Source organism: Mesorhizobium sp. M1A.F.Ca.ET.072.01.1.1 (genome assembly GCF_004023325.1).
Classification (GTDB): Bacteria; Pseudomonadota; Alphaproteobacteria; order Rhizobiales; family Rhizobiaceae; genus Mesorhizobium.
In genome coordinates this window covers 1-1,803 of record NZ_RZSF01000598.1, presented here as the reverse complement: position 1 = coordinate 1,803, position 1,803 = coordinate 1, and the positions used below count along the sequence as shown (strand labels likewise).

Genomic DNA, 1,803 nt, shown 5'->3' with positions numbered 1-1,803 from the left:
GAAGAGAAGCTGCGCTTCGCCATCCGTGAAGGCGGCCGCACCGTCGGTGCCGGCATCGTCGTCACCATCAAAGAATAACTGGACGAAACGGATCTGTCGCGGGCGCGGGGCTGCCCGCGCCGCGCCAGAACAAGGAATTGACGCATGAACGGACAGAATATCCGCATCCGCCTTAAGGCGTTTGACCACCGGGTGCTCGACGCCTCGACGCGCGAAATCGTGTCGACCGCCAAGCGCACCGGCGCCAACGTCCGCGGCCCCATTCCGCTGCCGACGCGGATCGAAAAGTTCACGGTCAACCGGTCGCCTCACGTCGACAAGAAGAGCCGCGAGCAGTTCGAGATGCGCACCCACAAGCGACTGCTCGACATCGTCGATCCGACCCCGCAGACGGTCGATGCTCTGATGAAGCTCGATCTGGCCGCCGGTGTCGACGTCGAGATCAAGCTCTAAGGAACAAGAGGGCGGGGCGACCCGGAACTCTGAAGGAAGCAAGAGGCGTGGAGGGGCGTCAGCCCCGACAGGGAACTCTAAAGGAATTGAACCGATGCGTTCAGGTGTGATTGCAAAGAAGGTGGGAATGACCCGCATCTATAACGATGCCGGGGAACACGTTCCCGTCACCGTTCTCCAGATGGAGAACTGCCAGGTCGTGGCGCAGCGCACGCAGGAGAAGAACGGCTACACCGCCGTCCAGCTCGGCGTTGGCCTTGCCAAGGTGAAGAACACGTCGAAGGCGATGCGCGGCCATTTCGCTGCCGCCTCCGTCGAGCCAAAGGCGAAGCTCGCCGAGTTCCGCGTCTCCGCCGACAACATGATCGACGTCGGCGCCGAGCTCACCGTCGAGCACTTCGTCGCCGGCCAGAAGGTCGACGTGACGGGCACCTCGACCGGCAAGGGTTTCCAGGGCGTGATCAAGCGGCACAACATGGGTGGCGGCCGCGCCACGCACGGTAACTCGGTCTCGCACCGCACGCACGGCTCGACCGGTCAGCGCCAGGACCCCGGTAAGGTGTTCAAGGGCAAGAAGATGGCCGGCCACATGGGCGACGTCCGCGTCACCACCCAGAATGTCGAGGTCGTCTCGACCGATGCCGACCGCGGCCTGATCCTGATCCGCGGCGCCGTCCCGGGAGTGAAGGGCGCCTGGATCCTGGTCCGTGACGCGGCCAAGGTTGCGCTGCCGGCCAACGCGCCGAAGCCAGCCGCGATCCGTGCCGCTGCCGCCAAGAACGATGCCCCGGCCAATGAGGGAGCGGAATAATGGACCTCAAGATTACAACCCTCGGCGGCAAGGACGCTGGCAAGGTAAAGCTCTCCGAGGAGATCTTCGGCCTTGACCCGCGTGAGGACATCCTGCAGCGCGTCGTGCGCTGGCAGCTGGCCAAGAAGCAGCAGGGCACGCACAAGGCCAAGGGCCGCGCCGAGATCGCGCGCACCGGCGCCAAGATGTACAAGCAGAAGGGTACGGGCCGCGCCCGTCACCATTCGGCTCGCGCTCCGCAGTTCCGCGGCGGTGGCAAGGCGCACGGCCCGGTCGTGCGCAGCCATGAGCACGAGCTGCCGAAGAAGGTGCGCGCGCTGGGCTTGAAGCACGCTCTCTCGGCCAAGGCCAAGAGCGCTTCGCTGATCATCGTCGACGAGCTGAAGCTCGCCGAAGCCAAGACCAAGGCGCTGGTGGCGAGCCTCGAGACGCTTGGGCTCACCAACGCCCTGGTGATCGGCGGCGCCGAGCTTGACCAGAACTTCAAGCTGGCGGCGACCAACATTCCCAACATCGACGTGCTGCCGATCCAGGGCATC

At 65.1% G+C, this 1,803-nt stretch carries 3 protein-coding genes and 1 pseudogene; all 4 read left to right on the top strand.

Translation table 11 applies throughout. The annotated features are described in order from the left end of the window. A pseudogene (locus EOA32_RS36750) lies at positions 1–78 on the top strand (elongation factor Tu); the annotation flags it as partial. Positions 79–144: 66 nt separating this feature from the next. Continuing rightward, a complete protein-coding gene (gene rpsJ, locus EOA32_RS36745) occupies positions 145–453 on the top strand; it encodes a 30S ribosomal protein S10 (RefSeq protein WP_006205468.1) in 309 nt (102 codons plus the stop codon). Between the two features lie 94 nt (positions 454–547). Beyond that, positions 548–1,264, top strand: a complete 717-nt coding sequence (rplC, locus tag EOA32_RS36740) for a 50S ribosomal protein L3 (protein ID WP_067321479.1) — start codon at positions 548–550, stop codon at positions 1,262–1,264. Further along, positions 1,264–1,803: 50S ribosomal protein L4 (gene rplD / locus EOA32_RS36735; protein WP_128374274.1), on the top strand; the 540-nt coding region annotated here is incomplete at its 3' end. The genes rplC and rplD, both read left to right, overlap by 1 nt.